Annotated in this window: 12 protein-coding genes and 2 pseudogenes; 9 read left to right on the top strand and 5 right to left on the bottom strand. The window is 63.7% G+C overall.

Annotated elements, in window-relative coordinates; genetic code table 11:
- Nucleotides 1–148: 148 nt before the first annotated feature.
- The 5 genes from U1702_RS11435 to U1702_RS11415 all read left to right on the top strand — a co-directional run bounded on the left by U1702_RS11435 (nucleotide 149) and on the right by U1702_RS11415 (nucleotide 8,803).
- Nucleotides 149–2,794 (top strand): TonB-dependent receptor plug domain-containing protein, encoded by a 2,646-nt coding sequence (locus tag U1702_RS11435; protein WP_332724498.1) that lies wholly within the window; start codon nucleotides 149–151, stop codon nucleotides 2,792–2,794.
- Between the two features lie 109 nt (nucleotides 2,795–2,903).
- Nucleotides 2,904–4,961 carry an acetoacetate--CoA ligase gene (locus tag U1702_RS11430; protein ID WP_332724496.1) on the top strand — a complete coding sequence of 686 codons (2,058 nt, stop codon included), beginning with the start codon at nucleotides 2,904–2,906 and terminating at the stop codon, nucleotides 4,959–4,961.
- Complete coding sequence (locus U1702_RS11425; protein ID WP_332724494.1) at nucleotides 4,958–5,812, top strand: 3-hydroxyacyl-CoA dehydrogenase family protein; 855 nt, start codon at nucleotides 4,958–4,960, stop codon at nucleotides 5,810–5,812. Before U1702_RS11430 ends, U1702_RS11425 begins: the two co-directional genes overlap by 4 nt.
- Before the next feature lie 16 nt (nucleotides 5,813–5,828).
- A complete protein-coding gene (locus tag U1702_RS11420) occupies nucleotides 5,829–7,139 on the top strand; it encodes a spinster family MFS transporter (RefSeq protein ID WP_332724492.1) in 1,311 nt (436 codons plus the stop codon).
- Nucleotides 7,140–7,168: 29 nt separating this feature from the next.
- Nucleotides 7,169–8,803, top strand: a complete 1,635-nt coding sequence (locus U1702_RS11415) for a tannase/feruloyl esterase family alpha/beta hydrolase (RefSeq protein ID WP_332724490.1) — start codon at nucleotides 7,169–7,171, stop codon at nucleotides 8,801–8,803.
- 329 nt (nucleotides 8,804–9,132) lie between these two features.
- Here the strand turns inward: U1702_RS11415 and U1702_RS17115 are convergent.
- Together U1702_RS17115 and U1702_RS17110 are read right to left on the bottom strand one after the other, a co-directional pair.
- Nucleotides 9,133–9,856 (bottom strand): annotated as a pseudogene (locus U1702_RS17115) (IS6 family transposase).
- 58 nt (nucleotides 9,857–9,914) lie between these two features.
- Nucleotides 9,915–10,352 (bottom strand): annotated as a pseudogene (locus U1702_RS17110) (IS6 family transposase); the annotation flags it as partial.
- Between the two features lie 417 nt (nucleotides 10,353–10,769).
- Here U1702_RS17110 and U1702_RS11400 point away from each other — a divergent pair.
- Genes U1702_RS11400 through U1702_RS11385 form a run of 4 tightly spaced genes read left to right on the top strand, consistent with a single transcriptional unit; the run spans nucleotide 10,770 to nucleotide 12,245 of the window.
- Nucleotides 10,770–11,033, top strand: a complete 264-nt coding sequence (locus U1702_RS11400) for a DksA/TraR family C4-type zinc finger protein (protein ID WP_332724483.1) — start codon at nucleotides 10,770–10,772, stop codon at nucleotides 11,031–11,033.
- A 10-nt stretch (nucleotides 11,034–11,043) separates the two neighbouring features.
- Complete coding sequence (locus tag U1702_RS11395; RefSeq protein ID WP_332724482.1) at nucleotides 11,044–11,460, top strand: thermonuclease family protein; 417 nt, start codon at nucleotides 11,044–11,046, stop codon at nucleotides 11,458–11,460.
- A gap of 8 nt (nucleotides 11,461–11,468) precedes the next feature.
- Nucleotides 11,469–12,038: an alpha-ketoglutarate-dependent dioxygenase AlkB gene (locus U1702_RS11390; RefSeq protein ID WP_332724480.1), complete on the top strand. Its 570-nt coding sequence runs from the start codon at nucleotides 11,469–11,471 to the stop codon at nucleotides 12,036–12,038.
- Between the two features lie 24 nt (nucleotides 12,039–12,062).
- Nucleotides 12,063–12,245 (top strand): hypothetical protein, encoded by a 183-nt coding sequence (locus U1702_RS11385; RefSeq protein ID WP_332724478.1) that lies wholly within the window; start codon nucleotides 12,063–12,065, stop codon nucleotides 12,243–12,245.
- Nucleotides 12,246–12,283: 38 nt separating this feature from the next.
- Here U1702_RS11385 and U1702_RS11380 read toward each other — a convergent pair whose 3' ends face one another.
- From U1702_RS11380 to U1702_RS11370, 3 genes are all read right to left on the bottom strand, one after another.
- Entirely contained in the window at nucleotides 12,284–14,071 is a 1,788-nt protein-coding gene (locus U1702_RS11380) for a putative bifunctional diguanylate cyclase/phosphodiesterase (protein WP_332724476.1), read from the bottom strand.
- 102 nt (nucleotides 14,072–14,173) lie between these two features.
- Nucleotides 14,174–15,172: a GlxA family transcriptional regulator gene (locus U1702_RS11375; RefSeq protein ID WP_332724475.1), complete on the bottom strand. Its 999-nt coding sequence runs from the start codon at nucleotides 15,170–15,172 to the stop codon at nucleotides 14,174–14,176.
- A 171-nt stretch (nucleotides 15,173–15,343) separates the two neighbouring features.
- Complete coding sequence (locus tag U1702_RS11370; protein WP_332724472.1) at nucleotides 15,344–15,751, bottom strand: LuxR C-terminal-related transcriptional regulator; 408 nt, start codon at nucleotides 15,749–15,751, stop codon at nucleotides 15,344–15,346.
- Nucleotides 15,752–15,861: the final 110 nt, after the last annotated feature.

The raw sequence follows: 15,861 nt of genomic DNA, 5'->3' as shown, positions 1-15,861 counted from the left end.
CTCCCGCCTGTCCGTTCAAGACACAGCGTTGTCCGCCAATGCGCTTACAACCCTGTGTGTCAGACCATAAGAAAAGCAGCAAGTCGCCACAGTGCGGCAACGACAACACCCACAACATGGGTGGATCAGAGGAGGGGAGAGAAACATCATGTCGATCCGAGCCATATTCACGAGCCATCGCGCGCACCTGCTGTGCCGCTCCGCAATCGTGCTGACGATGCTGGGTTTGCCGGCCGCCGCCTATGCCCAGAGCGCCGACGCCAGCGCGCAGGTCGATGACGGCAGCGCCGATGCCGATCCCGAGATCGTCGTGACCGGCACCAGCATCCGCGGCATTCCACCGACCGGATCGGGACTGATCAGCGTATCGCGCGAAGACGCCAAGCTGATTGGCGCGGCGAGCACGGCCGAACTGCTGGCGACGGTGCCGCAGCTCAACAGCTTCAACACCGCCCCGCGTGTCAGCAACGGTGGGCTCGGATCGTTCGCGCCGGGCCTGCGCGGTCTGCCGACCGCCGCCACGCTGCCCCTGATGAACGGGCATCGCCTGATTTCCGGCAGCACCCAGCAAACCAATCCCGACTATCCGTTCATTCCCGAACTGGCGATCGAGCGGGTCGAGATCGTCGCCGACGGTGCGTCGGCGATCTATGGGTCGGAAGCCGTTGCCGGCGTGGTCAACTTCATCACCCGCAAGCGCGTATCCGGACTTGAGGCGAATGTCCGGTTTGGCATGGCGGACGATTATAACGCGTTCAATGTGGGCGCCATCTTTGGCCATGACTGGGGCAGCGGGTCGTTCGTTGCGGCGTATCAATATCAGGACAACAGCAATATCACGGGGGCCGACCGCAGCTATCGCACGCTGGACTTCCGGGGGGCCGGTGGCATCGATACCCGCTCCGCCGTCTGCCCCGATGCGAACGTGAACCTGTTTGCCGGAACGATCTACGCAGCGCCCAGCCTGGCACCGGGCCTGAATACCTGCGACCCGCGCGGCCCCGTCGATCTGTTGCCGCAGAACCGCACGCACAGCGCGCTCGTCTCGGCGCGGCAGGAATTCGGCGCAGTAACCTTATGGGCGGATGTGCTCTATTCGGATCGCAAGGATGTGGTGCAGGCTGCGCTGCCGGGCCAGACCTTTGTCCTGATTACCGCCGCCAACCCGTTCTTCCGTGCGCCGCCGGGAACGGGGTCGGTCTTCGGCTATTTCGACTTCCGCCCCGACCGGCTGGCGGGCGCGGATCATTTCGATCAGACATTCCGCGTGCGCACCGGCAATGCCACGGCGGGGGTCGATATCGGCCTGCCGAGCGATTTCAAGGCCACGATCTACGGCTCGTACAACTGGTCGCGCAACGACACCTTCCAGCCGGGCATCAACACCACGGCATTGACCGCCGCTGCGGCTGGGACAACGACGGCGACTGCGCTCGACCCGTTCGGCTATGGGACGAGTCCCGCAGTGGTCGCGGCGATCCTCAACAACCCCACCGACTTCGTCAATCGCCAGCGCACGCGCATCGGCGCCGTGAAGGTGGATGGGCCATTGGCCAACCTGCCGGGCGGTGAACTCAAGATCGCCGTTGGCGCGGAATATCGCCGCGAAACCTATATGCAGCGCGGCCAGAGCGGTGGGGTCGGCTTCCCCGAAGACCTGGAGCGCAATGTCCAGTCGATCTATGGCGAATTGTTCGTGCCGATCTTCGGCGAGGGCAATGCCGCGCCAATGGCCCACAGCCTCGCGCTGTCGCTATCGGGCCGTTACGATCATTACAGCGACTTCGGCTCCACCAGCAATCCTAAGATCGGCTTGACCTGGGAACCGGTCGAGGGCGTCAATCTCCGTGGCAGCTTCGGGCGGTCGTTCCGCGCGCCCGGCCTTCGCGATCTGGGTTCGACCGTGGGCTCCTATTACTCCGCCGCCGCGCTCGTCGACGCCTTTGGCGCGCGCGATCCATCGCGCGGTGCGGCGCAGGTCAACACGATCCTGCTCTATGGCGGCAATCAGGCGCTGACGCCCGAAACCGCACGCACATGGTCGGCGGGCGTGGATCTTCGTCCGAAATTTGCGCCGAACCTGACCGCGAGCGTGACCTTCTACGACATCAAATACGACAATGTGATCGGCACGCCGTCCGGGCTGGGCGCGCTGTTGTTCAGCGATCCGACCTTTGCCTCACGGGTCATCCGTAACCCGACGGCAGGGCAGCTGAGTTCGGCGATCACCAACACCGTGCCGTTCTTCTACACCTTCGCCGCCGTGCCCACGATCGGCAACATCCTCGACCTGCGCCAGGGCAATTTCGGCGTGCGCAAGACCAACGGGATCGACTTCGACGTGCGCTATCGACAGCCGGTGGGGATCGGGACAATCTTTGGCGGGATCGCGGGCAACTATATCCTGAACTATAGCAATCAGCTGTCGCCCACGTCGGCGGAGAGTGACTCACTGGAGGCGGGCATTCCGCGCGCGACGCTGCGCACCACGCTGGGGATCACCGCAGGGCCGGTCACCTTCGTGAATTTCGTCAATCATCGCAGCGGCGTGACCGCGTCTTTCGCTACCCCGACGGGATCGAGCCTTTACGAGGCGAAAGGCTATACGACCGTCGACCTGCGTCTGTCGGTGCGGTTGCCGGACACATGGTTCGTCAAGGGAACGGAGTTTGGAATGCAGATCAACGATCTGTTTGACGCGACGCCGCCCTATTTCCCGGGCACCGACGGCATCGGCGGTGCTTATAATCCGATCGGTCGCTACGCGGCGGTAAGTCTGCGGACATCATTCTGAACCATGTGGGCGGCGCGGTGACCGGGCCGCCCGCCTATCCCGCTGTCGGCACTGCTTTCGGGCAGCGCCGACCACGATTAGATGAAAATAAGCCAAGGTTCGCCACTCGATGACCGGTGCCATTAACAGCGTGGAACCCTCGGCCCCCCTTCCACAGATCCGTCTGTATTGCGATTGGTTGAAAGCGACGCGCCAGCGGGAATTTGCAACCTATGAAGATCTGCGCCGCTGGTCGGTGGATGATCTGGATGGCTTTTGGCGCAGCATCTGGGAATTCGACGGAATCGAATCGCCGACGCCGTTCACGACCGTCCTCAGTGAAGATGCGATGCCGGGCGCGCGCTGGTTTGAAGGCGCGCAGGTCAATTATGCGCAACTTGTATTTCGCCACGTGGTGGCTGCGGACGAAGCGGGTCAACCCGCGATCATTGCCATGGATGAGCGCGGCGGTAGCGTCATGCTGAACTGGACGGAGCTTCGGCGTCAGGCGGCCTCGCTCGCGCTCGAACTCCGAGCTTGCGGGATCGGGCGGGGCGATCGCGTCGCCGCGTACCTGCCCAATATTCCGGCGGCGGTCGTTGGCCTGCTCGCCTGTGCCAGCCTGGGGGCGATTTGGACCCTGTGCTCGCCCGACATGGGGATGAACGCGGTGCTCGACCGCTGGCGGCAAACCACGCCAAAGGCGCTGATCGCGGTCGATGGTGTGTTTCATGCTGGCAAGGCGATGGACCGGAGCGCCGTGATTGCCGAGATCCGGCGGCAACTGCCCTGCATCGAGGCGCTCTTCCTTGTCGCCAGCGGCCATGGCGAGAGCGAGATGCCAGATGCCATCGCTTTCGATGCGGCCACCGGTCGTGATGACGATACGGTCGCCGCGTTCGAGCCGGAATGGCTGCCGTTCGATCATCCGCTGTGGATCCTCTATTCCAGCGGCACCACCGGCCTGCCCAAGGCTATCGTCCACGGCCATGGCGGTGTCATGCTGGCCACCGCCGCGGGTCGTCTGCATTTCGATCTGGGGCCAAGCTACTCGCCCAACAATCTGGGCGACCGTTTTCATTGGTACAGCGCCAGCGGCTGGGTGATGTGGAACATCCAGGTTGGCGGGCTACTCAGCGGCACGACGATCTGCCTGTTCGACGGCTCGCCCAGCGGCACCAAGGCCGACCCCGACTGGACCGGGTTATGGGATTTTGCGGCGCGCAGCGGCGTGACGTGGTTCGGCGCCGGCGCGGCATTCTTCGCAAGCTGCCGCAAAGCAGGGATCGAGATCGCCCGCATTCCCGGTGTCGAGCGTATCCGCGCGCTCGGCAGCACGGGATCGCCGCTGCCGCCGGACGTCCAGCGTTGGGGCACGATGCAATTCGCCGCGCTCGGCCGACCGGACATCTGGTGGTGCAATGTCAGCGGCGGGACCGAGATCGCCGCCGCCTTCCTGGCCGGCAACCCCGAGCTGCCCGACACGCCCGGACGGCTGCAATGTCGCCATCTGGGCGCCGCGATCGAAGCGTGGGACGAACAGGGCAACCCGGTGATCGGCGAGGTCGGCGAGCTGGTTTGTACTCGGCCCTTTCCCAGCATGCCGCTTTATTTCTGGGGCGATGCCGATGGCAACCGTTACCGAGAGTCGTATTTCGGCGAATGGGCGGGCGTCTGGCGGCATGGCGACTGGCTAACTGTTGGCGCGGACGGCAGCTGCACGATTTCCGGCCGCAGCGACGCAACGATCAACCGCCACGGCGTGCGGATGGGGACTGCCGAAATCTATGCCGCCGTCGAACAACTGCCACAGATTGCCGACACAATGATGATCGACGTCGAAACCGGGAACGGCGACAGCCAACTGATCATGTTCGTCGTGCCGGCCGAGGGCCAGTCCGTTGATGCCGCGATGGAAAAAGCGGTGGCAGTGGCCATCCGCACCAGCCTGTCGCCGCGTTTTGTGCCTGACCGGCTGATCGCCGCGCCCGATATTCCGCGAACGTTATCGGGAAAGAAACAGGAATTGCCGATCAAGCGATTGTTTGCCGGTTGGCCCGTTGCGAAGGTGGTCAGCGCGGATGCGACCGCAACGCCCGAAGTATTGCCGTGGTACATCGATCAGGCACAGCAATGGCAGAGCGAGGCCGAGGCGCGAGCGGCTCGACGCGCCGGGGAGGAGTCGTGAAGGCGGGTGTCGTCGGCGCGGGGCTGATGGGGGCGGAGATCGCGCTGGTCTTTGCGCTCGCCGGTCATGACGTCTTGCTGCACGACCGCAGCGAGGACGCGCTGGCCAGCGCGGTCGAGCGGCTTCGCGGGATCCTTGACAAGGGTGTCTCCCGGGAATTTTACACGACCGAAGCAGCAGAGGCGGCGCTGACCCGCATTCAACCCGTCTCCGCGATTGCCGCGATGAGCGACTGTGCGCTGGTTACCGAAGCGGTCTACGAATCGCTCGATGCAAAGACCGCCGTGCTGCGCGCGCTCGACGAAGCGTGCCAGTCGATGTGCATCATCGCGTCGAACACCTCGACCCTGCCCATTTCCACGCTGGCCGCTGCTGTGACGCCCGATCGCCGCGCGCGTTTCCTCGGCACCCATTATTTCTCGCCGGTCTCGCGCATGAAGCTGGTCGAGGTGATCCCCGGCTTTGCCACCGACGATGCGGTGGTGGACGAAGTGACGAGCGTACTGAGCGCGATCGGCAAGCAGCCGGTCAGGATCAAGGACGTGGCGGGTTTCGCGGTCAACCGGATGCTGCACGCCCTGCTGATCGAAGCGGTCAAGCTGGTCGAGGAGGGCGTTGCGACGCCGGCCGATCTCGATGCCGCGTGTCGCCTCGGCCTGGGCCACCCGGTTGGCCCGTTCGCAATGATGGATATCGTCACATCCGATCTGTGCCTGCAGGTGCAGGATATCCTGCACGATGCCTATGGCGAGCGGTTCCGCCCGCCCGCGCTGCTGAAGCAGCGCGTCGCCGCCGGGCTGGGCGGTGGCAGGGGCCGCGCCGGCTGGATCGAAACGAAACGGAACGGATAGGAAGGGATTGAAGCCGATGGCGACCGACCACATGCCGCATCACCAGGCGGGTGCAGATACCGTCCGACACGGCCATTCCGGCTTCGTGCTGGGCATGCTGTGCTTTGTCTATGTGCTAAACTTCCTTGATCGCCAGCTGGTCTCCATTCTGGCGAAACCGATTCAGGACGGGTTGCAGATCACGGACAGCCAGCTCGGCTATGTCACCGGCTTTTACTTCGCATTGTTTTATTGCTTCATTGCGATTCCGGTCGGCTGGCTGGCGGACCGCTCGAACCGGACCAAAATTCTGTCGCTTGCCTGCGGCCTGTGGAGCGGTGCGACCATCGCTTGCGGCATGGCGGGCAATTACGGCCAGCTCGCCGCCGCCCGCATGGCAGTCGGCATCGGCGAGGCGGGCGGGGTGCCGCCTTCTTACGCGATCATCTCCGACACCTTCCCGCGCGAACGGCGGGGCACCGCGATGGGCATCTTCAACCTCGGCCCGCCGATCGGTTCTGCTTTGGGCGTGGCCTTTGGCGCATCGCTGGCGGCAGCCTATGACTGGCGGGTGCCGTTCTATGTCGTGGGCGCGATCGGTATCGTCACGGCGATCCTCGTCTATTTCCTCGTGCCCGAGCCGGTCCGCGGCCGCTATGATCCCGCACCAGCCGCCGTCAGCACCCGTCCGGAACCGAGCTTCGGCCAATCGATCAGCGGATTTTTCAGTAACAAGTTGCTGGCGGTCGCCGCGCTCGCCAGCGGTGCCGCCAATTTCATCACTTATGGGTTGGCCAACTTTGCGACCCTGTTCCTGATGCGCGAAAAGGGCATGACGCTGGACGAGGTTGCGATCTGGTATGCTTTGGCGGTCGGACTCGGCATGGGCACGGGCATCTTTGTCTCGGGCAAGCTGATCGATCGCTATGCCGTCCGGAACAAGGCGGCCTATGCGACGATTCCGGCGCTGTCGCTGGTGCTGGCACTGCCCTTTTTTCTCGGCTTTGCGGCAGCCGACCGATGGGAGGTCGCGCTTGCGCTCCTGTTCGTGCCACTGTTCCTCAATTCCTTCTTCCTCCCCGCGACGGTGACGTTCGTGCAGGGCGAGGTCGCTCCGGGCGCGCGGGTGATTTCCGGCGCGTTGCTGCTGCTGGTCATGAACCTTGTCGGCCTCGGCCTCGGCCCGACGTTCGTGGGTGTCGCCAGCGATTTCTTCCGCCCAGATTATGGCGGTCATTCGCTGCAGATGGCCTTTTACGCGCTGGCGCCGATGTATCTCGTCGCCGCTCTGCTGTTTCTGTGGCTCGCCCGGCTGATCAAGCGATCCTCGGCGACTGGCGCGGCATGAGCGTGGCTGACATGAGGATGGAGAAGATCATGAAGCGCTACCACTGCCTCGCCCTGCTCGCGGCGACCGCGATCTGGACGGTCCCGGGCGCGGCGCTGGCGCAGGCCCGCAAACCCACCGCCGACGCCGCCGCACGCTGCACGGCGCTTGCGGGGCTAAAGCTGCGCGACACGACGATCGCCAGCGCGGCGCTGGTGCCCGCCAAGTCGCCTGAGACGACGATCGCGGGCGATGTCCCCGGCTATCGCAGCTTCTGCCGCGTCGTCGCCCGGGTGCGATCCGAACCCGGTTCAGACATCGGCGTTGAGCTGTGGTTGCCGGCACAGGGCTGGACCGGCGTTTTTCACGGCAATGGCAGCGGCGGTTTTGCAGGCACGTTCGCGCTTGGCTATTCGGGCATGGTCGAAGGGCTGCGGCGCGGATTTGCGACCGTGACGACCGATGCAGGAACCGCCCCCGCCACGCCGCTTGAGGGCGACGCGCTGATCGGACAGCCGCGAAAGTGGCGCGATTGGGGACGGCTGTCGACTCATGTCATGACGATGACGGGCAAGGCGATCACCACGGCGTTTTACGGGCAGGACGCCCGGCGATCCTATTACACCGGCTGTTCGACCGGCGGCCAGATGGGCTTGATCGAAGCGCTCCATTACCCGGGCGACTATGACGGCATTCTGGTGGGCGCGCCGGTAATCGACCGGACCTGGGGCCATGCCGCAGTGCTGTGGAACTATGCGTCCGCGAATAGCACCCCCGGTCGCCTCCTTTCGGAAGCGAAGCTGAAGCTGCTCAACAAGGCCGCCATCGCCGGCTGCTGGCGGCAGGGGCACGGGCTGGCGGGCGACCGGTTCATCTCGGACCCCATGAGCTGCAAGTTCGACCCCCGGGTCCTGCAATGCAAGGGCGCGGCATCGGACGCTTGCTTGACCGAGGGTGAGGTCTCGACCGCGCGCGCCTTCTATTCCGGACCCACCGACCGGGACGGGAAGCCGACCTATTATGGCTGGCTGCCAGGCAGCGAAATGCCTGACACATTCGGCTGGTCCTTCCTGCAAAAGCCGATCAATGACCAGCCGCCCTTCGGTGCGCTGTTCAAATGGGTGTTCGGCCCCAATTGGGACTGGAAGAACTTCGACTTCGACCGCGACATGCCGACGGTCAACGCGCGGCTGGACCCCATCGTCAACGATGCGACGCGCGGTAGTCTGGCGGCGTTCGCCGCGCGTGGCGGCAAGCTGATCGTCTATCACGGCCTGGCCGACACCCTCGTCGCGCCTGGCCAGTCGGTAGCCTTTTTCGACCGTCACGCCGCGCAGATGGGCGGCGCGGGCAAACTTGCCGACAGCGCGCGCCTGTTCCTTGCCCCGGGGATGATGCATTGTGGCGGCGGAACAGGGCCGGATGCATTCAACGCCACGCTGGGCATTCCGCCACGCCCGCCTTCCGACGACGCGCAGCACGACCTGTTCTCCGCGTTGATCGCGTGGGCCGACAAGGGCGAGGTGCCCGATCGCATCGTGGCGACCAAATTCGGCAGCGAGGATGCGGGCAAGATCGACATGCAGCGACCGCTCTGCCCTTATCCGCAGCGGGCGGTGTACCGCGGGACCGGATCGACGCTTTCGGCGAGCAGCTTCCGGTGTGAAGCAGCGCTCGATCGTTGAAGTAGGCGGTGCTGCATCGTCCGGACTTCGTTGCGGGTGTTGCTTCGCGAGAAGCGACAATGCTCAATTCGCGGGCCTTTCCGCGATTCCTTCGCAACCCTCAGCGCGGAGAGTTCTCCCGTTTCGCTTTTCCCTCATTCATTCCCACATTCAAACCCGGATTTGACGAGACATCAATAGACGTCATTGGACAGGGTCGAGCGGAATATGGCAGAAATGCTCAGGTGTTCGGATCTGTCCGGATTCTATCGGACCTGGGAGTGGCGGTGCTGTCAGTCAAATGCGAACCGGTCTCCACACGATGCAGTTCGGTCTATGAGGGCAGGGGGCTAATTCGCCAGCGACTGCCACTCAGCCAGGGCGGCTGAGCGGCGTTCCTTGTAGGTCTGTCGGTCGACGAGATGGCGCTCCAGGTTGAAGTGGTTGTGAACATTGGCATGCACGCTGGCGAACTTCTGCAGCGTCTTCATCCGCCGGAATCTGAGCATGGCTCGCTCGCGTCTTCGGAACGACAGGTGGCTGTTCTCCACCCGGTTGTTGGCCCAGCGTCCGACCTCCTGCTTCTCACCGTTGCCCAGCTCGTTCATCGCTGCGAGGTATGAGCGGAGGCCATCGGTCGTTATCTTCTCAGGCGACCCATGGCGCTTCAGCGTCTTCCTCATGAAGCGCATCGCCGCACCCTTGTCCCGCGTCTTGGTAATGTAGCTCTCGAGAATCTCACCTTCCTGATCGACCGCGCGCCAGAGATAGACCATCTCGCCGTTGAGCCTTCACGTACATCTCATCGAGGTGCCATCGCCAGTGTCGGAAGCCTCGCATGCGGGACACACGCTGCCGACGGATGTCGCCACCGAACATCGGTCCGAACCTGTTCCACCACATCCGTACTGTCTCGTGACAGATGTCGATGCCGCGCTCGAACAGCAGGTCCTCGACGTTCCGCAGCGACAGCGGAAACCTCACGTACATCATCACCACAAGGCGGATCACCTCCGGCGACGAGTTGAAATAGCGGAACGGGGAGGGCGGCTTCGCTCGTGACTTCCGGCTCATCACCTACGGTTAGCAGCGTCTCCCGGCTAGTGCCACGTTGGTCTGACAGAGCCCTCGCGAGGGATTGCCACTCAGCCAGCGCGGCTGAGCGGCGTTCCTTGAACGTTTGGCGATCGACGAGATGACGCTCCAGGCTGAAGTGATTGTGGACGTTGGCGTGAACGGAAGCGAACTTTTGTAGCGACTTCATTTGTCGAAATCGCAGCATGGCTCGCTCACGTCGTCGGAAGGGCAGATGGCTGTTCTCGACGCGGTTGTTTGCCCAACGACCGATCTCCTGCTTCTCGGCATTGCCCAGCAATTTCATCGCTGCACGGTAGGAGCCGAGACCATCGGTCGTGATCGTCTCAGGCGACCCGTGGCGTTTGAGCGCCTTCTTCATGAACCGCAGCGCAGCGGCCTTATCGCGGGTTTTGGTGACGAAGCTCTCGAGCACTTCGCCCTCCTGGCCAACCGCCCGCCAGAGATAGTGCATCTCACCGTTGATCTTCACGTAGCCGTAGTGGCTCGAAGTGATGCCTTAACGGCGCGTAACCGCCTCAGTTCCCTTCGCTGACGATTCATCAAATCCAAACGGGTTTGAAGCTCCGAGGCAAATTACTCTGTCGCAATAACAAACTCGACAAAGTCCGCTAACCACCCACTTCCGGACATTCGCGCCAATCGCAGAATCCGAAAAGCCGACGGTCGGCAACGCGCCCCACTAGCCGCCGTTCGGTCGATCAACAGACCATCCCGGAACCTGTCGTTCATTCAGTCAATGGTCTGAAGTCCGCTTTTCGGTGGTTACCGGTATCGTTCGGCAGGTCCGGACCAGTGGCGGCTGCGAGTTCAACCACGCCCGCCGATGAAATGCCGATCCCAAGACCCTATATCCTAATGATTGCAACGGCATCGACGGTGACAGACGAGCATGGCCAATGGCTGGGCGCCCGACGGCGCGGTTCAGGAGCAGATCGAAGACAGCGTGAAAGACGCGCTGGCCATCGCTCGGGCGCGCATGCCCTCGGGCGAGGGGCTCGACGACTGCGAGGAATGCGGCGAGCCTATTCCGCCGGCACGTCGCGCAGCGCTGCCGGGCGCTCGCACCTGCGTCGCTTGTCAGTCGGCTCGCGACAAGCGACCGAGTTTTGTCGGCATCAACCGGCGCGGCAGCAAGGACAGCCAGTTGCGCTGACAGACCACGAATGACATTTCGATTTTCCTTCGCCATCGCGACGACTCTCCGCGCCTGCGCCTGGGCGTCGCCAGCGCTCGCGAATCCAGATCGATGCGAAGGCGCGCTGCCGCGCAAGGGTGCGACCTTCAGCGGCGTCGTACGCTATGTTGACGATGGCGATGGCCTTTGCGCAGCACGGGCAGGCCGGCCAAATCGCTGGATCGAGATCCGCCTAATCGATTTTTACGCGCCCGAACTGCACGAGCGCGGTGGCCGAGATGCCAAGCGCAGACTCGCGCGCGCGGCGATGGGAAAGGTGCTCGTCTGCCGGGTCGGTCGGCGCAGCTACGATCGCCTCTTGGCGCCATGTACGTTCGCGGGGCGCTCGCTCGGGAACGTGCTGCGCCGGACCGGTGGCACGGAAGGCGGACGAGGCATGCGGTGATGACAGCGATGCTCGACCTGTTCGACGCCCCGATTGTTCCAGGGCTTGCTCTTCGCGGCGACTTCCTGTCCGCCGCCGACGAAGCGGACCTCGTCGTGCACATCAATGCGGAGAACTTGAGCCCTTTCAAGTTCCAGCAATGGACCGGCAAGCGCCTCACGCGCAGCTACGGCTGGAGCTATGATTTCGAGAGCGGCAGCTTTGCACCGGCCGAGCCGATCCCGGACTGGCTGCTGACCGTGAAGGCGCGCGCCGCGCAGGTCGCAGGTCTTCGGCCCGACGATCTCGTCCAGGCGCTGCTCATCCGCTACGACCCGGGCGCCGGGATCGGATGGCACAAGGATCGGCCGGTGTTCGAGCATGTCGTCGGTATTTCGCTCGGCAATGCTGCCACGCTTCGACTGCGTCGCCGCACCGCGACCGGCTTCGAACGGGCCAAGACCGAACTGGCGCCGCGATCGATCTACCATCTTTCTGGCGAAGCCCGGCATCATTGGGAGCATAGCGTTGCGGCGATGAGCGTGCCGCGCTGGTCGGTCACCTTCCGCAGTCTGTCGGACAGGGGACGGCGGGCGTGAGCCAATCATGATCGCAAGTATCCCATGACATCCGATGGCCGCTATTTCGTGGTGCGGGGACGACTGTGGCGCACCAGCAATCCCGCGCTCGCCGACGAGGATCGCGAGCGCCTCGTCAAGGAACTGATGACGGCGCGGCGGGCGGTGGCCACGGCGCGCGCCAAGGCTGGTCTCGGTCAGCGAATAGCGTTCAAAACCGACCGTTGACTGCAATGGTATCCTCCGCGTCAGGCGCGGCGCAACGCCTATACCTGTCCACCATCGAGCATCGTCAGCAGCCGACGGGCATCCCACGCCTCTCGCAGAATAAGCCCTTCGTCGAGCAACCTGTCGAATTGGGACTCGTCGAGCGGCGGAGCGAAGAGATAGCCTTGGCCCACTGAACAGCCCAGCGCGCGCATGATCGCGCGCTCCGCCTCTGTTTCGATTCCTTCGGCGACGACCCGGATATCGAGGGCGCCGCCGAGTTTGATGACGCTCTCCACGATGACGCGTTTGGCCACGCTGTGGGCAACGTCATGCACGAAACTTCGATCGACCTTGATCTCGCTGAGCGGGAAGCGTTCCAGATAGCGAAGGTTGGAATAGCCCGTACCAAAGTCATCGATCGAGATGCCGACCCCCAGACGGCGCAGATCCTCGAACGCGCGCCGGATATTATCCGGGTCCGGAACCATCAGGTTCTCGGTCAGCTCCAGAGTCAGCCACTCGGGCCGACAGTTCGTTTCGTCGAGCGTTTGGCGAACGAGCCCCACCATGTCGCGCTGCATAAACTCCAGAACCGATACGTTCAGCGAAAAGGGAACTGGATTGCGACGCGCTTGATTGACCCGCGCAGCCTGCGCCGTGATCGTTCGCAGGCCCCAAGCGCCGATTTCCAGAAGCGCGCCGGTTTCCTCAGCGATGCCGATGAACCGGTCCGGCGGTTGTAACCCGAACGCCCCGTGATTCCAGCGCAACAGCGCTTCCGCGCCGACGAGATCACCGGTGTCCAGGTCTATTTGCGGCTGATAGTGGAACAACAGTTCCTGATTGGTGACAGCCATCTGAAGTTCACTCGCCAGCCGGATGCGGTCGCGGGCATCGCGCTCGTCTGAGGCCGCGAAGGCCTGTGGCGCATGTGCGGATTTCCTCTTTGATCGCTGGAGCGCCGCACCCGCCTGCCGCGCGAGTTGAAGCGGGTCATCATGGGGCGACCCCAGTGCAAAGCCGGCGGCGAACTGCACCGCCACGGACGCCCCGGGCAGGATGAAACGTGGCTTAAGCAGTTCCAGAACATCATCGACAATGCTGGCGGCACGATCGGGATCATCGAGTTCGAACGCCAGCGCAAAGCTGTTCGTCCCAACCCGCGAAACGGCAATTGCCGGCAGCGTCGCCAGACGCGCCGCTGCCGCGCGAAGCAGCGCGTCGCCCGCATCATAGCCGAACCCGTTGTTGACGTCGTGGAAACGGACGATGTCGAGCTTGAGAAACAGCACCGCAGTGCCCGCAGGGGCATCCACCGCCGCAAGCCGGTCGAGAAGACCGTAACGGTCGAGCAGCCCTGTCAGGCGATCAATCCCGGTCGCATGGCTCACATCGCGCATCATCCCAAGGAAATGGGTGACGTCGCCGTGATCGTCACACAGCGGGAAGAGGCGCAGCGCGTTGTGGAACATGGTGCCATCGCGGCGATAGTTGCGCAGCGTCACCGAACAATCGCGACCTTCCGCCAAGGCGGTTCGGATCTCGCCTATTTCGGGCTGAAGCCGGTCGCTTCCCTGGAGATAGCGGCAATTCTTCCCTACCGCTTCTGCCGCCGCATAGCCGGTGATCGCCTCGAACGCTCGGTTCACGTATATGATGGGCGCTCCTCGTCTGCGCATGTCGGCGATGAGGATGCCATCGCTGCCATGCTTCAGCGCGAACGATGCTGCGAGCGAAGGTATTGCCGGCTGGCGCGACTGGCGGCGCCCAAGCATCTGCCATATGCGGTTGAGCCCGGCGCCGCGTTCTGGACCGATCAGGTCAGTTTCCGCATGCATCGACATTGCGCCGGTTGCGCTCGCGACGGGTGATGATGGCATGAAATTGACCTCCGACACGCAGATGCGGCACGGAGAAGCTGGCTTCAACTGAGGTGCTGCGGCGGTTCAGGACAATCCAGCGTCACTTTCGTCGTCACGGGCATCCGGGGCGCCGGTCGTTTGAAACCGCGCACGATATTCCTGTGGCGTGACGCTAAGCCTGCGCACAAACGCCCGCCTCAGGGTCGTGGTCGACCCGAAGCCTGCGGTATAGGCGATCACCTTGATCGGCGCGGCGCTGTCCTCAAGCAGTCGCCGCGCGATATCGATGCGGGTCAGTTCGACATAGGCCGCTGGGCTTTTCGCCTGTTCGTCATGGAATACGCGCGACAGGTGGCGCGGGCTGACGCCGACCACGCTGGCAAGCGAAGCAAGTCCAAGCGCGATGCGAGGGTTTTCGAGAATGTGCAGGCGTATGCGGTCGATCGGGCCGGTGGTCGCCGTTTGCGCGGTCAATGCAGCGCTGAACTGCGACTGGCCGCCGGGCCGTTTCAGGAAGACGACCAGTCGGCGCGCGACCCACAAAGCCAAGGCGCGCCCATGATCCTCCTCGATCAGCGAAAAGGCGAGGTCGATCGCCGCCGCCACGCCCGCCGAGCTGAATACCGGTCCGTCGCGCACGAAAATGCGGTCCAGCTCGACCTGGATATCGGGATAGGTGGCGGCGAGGTGATCGGCATATTGCCAGTGCGTGGTCACGCGGCGCCCCGACAGCAGCCCCGCATGGGCCAGCAGGAACGCGCCGGTGCAGATCGATCCGTACCGCCGCGCCTGGCCGGCCTGGGCCTGAAGCCACCGGGTCACCGGCTCGCTTGGAGGCTTGGGCTCGCCATAGGGCCCCACGACGATCAGGGTATCGCACGGCTCGGTCGCTTCGGCGACGCTCGCATCGGGAATGAACGTAACGCCGGAGGCGCTTTGGACGGGCGTGCCATGCTCGGTCACCAACTGAACCTGATAGGGGCGCCCGGATTGCGCCTTGCAGTTCGCCTCAAACAGCGCGTCCTGCACCCCGGCGATTTCAAGCAGATGCACATTGCCGGGGGCGAAGATCGTGATGAGCACGGCCAGTCCTCAACTCGGCGGCGGCTGACGCGTCCGATTGTCACTGCGATACGCCGTTTCCATCCAATTCCCTAGAGCGATGACGGAGGCAGCTCGACGACCGCACCGCGCGTCTGCCGTTCCAGAACCACGAAGGCGGACCCGATACCGTGAAATGCGGTCGCTGCGCGTTCAGCCAAATCCGAGCGAAACCGTGTCCAGCGTTATTCCTGCCAGGAAGGCGGTCTGCAGCACCTGTGCCAAAGTGCGCGCTTTGAGCCGATCCATAAGGCCAGCGCGATAGACTTCGATCGTCCGGGGGCTGATCCCGAGCGTTCGCGCGATCTGCTTATTGCTGTGGCCAGCGACCAACCCCGTAAGCACGTCGCGTTGCCGCGGGGAGAGGCCTTCGATCCTCGATCGGCATTGGTCCGCCAGATTTACGGGCGCTGCCTGCCGGTCTGACCGCACCGAGGCGGTATCCTGATTTGGGATCGGATTTGTCGCGGCGAATCCCTCAGGAAACTTTGCCGGGGTCGCTAACGCGCAGGGAACACGAGTAACGACGATGGCTTCAGGCTCGGATCGATCAATTCGCATGTTACATCCTCCGGATGCAAAGATGCGGCCGCAGGATCAGCCCTTCAACATCGACCGAGCGACGTTTCAGGACAAAATGGGAGCACTTCCGATTTCCTCAGCACGCCCAT

Source organism: Sphingomonas sp. LT1P40, assembly GCF_036663835.1.
Classification (GTDB): domain Bacteria; phylum Pseudomonadota; class Alphaproteobacteria; order Sphingomonadales; family Sphingomonadaceae; genus Sphingomonas.
The sequence above is the reverse complement of the archived record's forward strand: the minus strand, read 5'-3'. Positions and strand labels throughout refer to the sequence as shown.